General features: G+C 67.2%; 1 protein-coding gene. It reads right to left on the bottom strand.

From position 1 onward, the window contains the following. The coding region (locus ACWXWW_RS18255; RefSeq protein ID WP_455971451.1) for an HNH endonuclease signature motif containing protein at positions 1-182 on the bottom strand (182 nt) is incomplete at its 3' end. Positions 183-247 lie beyond the last annotated feature (65 nt).

Raw genomic sequence — 247 nt, 5'->3', positions numbered from 1 at the left:
TCGGGCTCGGTGACGTAAACGTGCCCGAGCGGGCTGGTCCACTCGATGCCGCCGCCCTCGAGCGCCCGCGGAGACCATCTCGTGTGGTGGCGCAGGTAGTGGTGCGGCCGGCACAGGGCCTCGAGGTTCTCCGCGCTCGTCGGGCCGCCGCGGGAGTACTCCCGCACGTGGGAGCGTGTCAAATGGTGTGTGTAAGGGGTGCTGGTTCTCCTTACGAAAGGAAGCACGCACTTGGCGATCGACAAGG

It is taken from the genome of Microbacterium sp. KNMS, from assembly GCF_053851835.1.
Note: the sequence above shows the minus strand (reverse complement) of the source record. Positions and strands in the feature narration are given on the sequence as shown.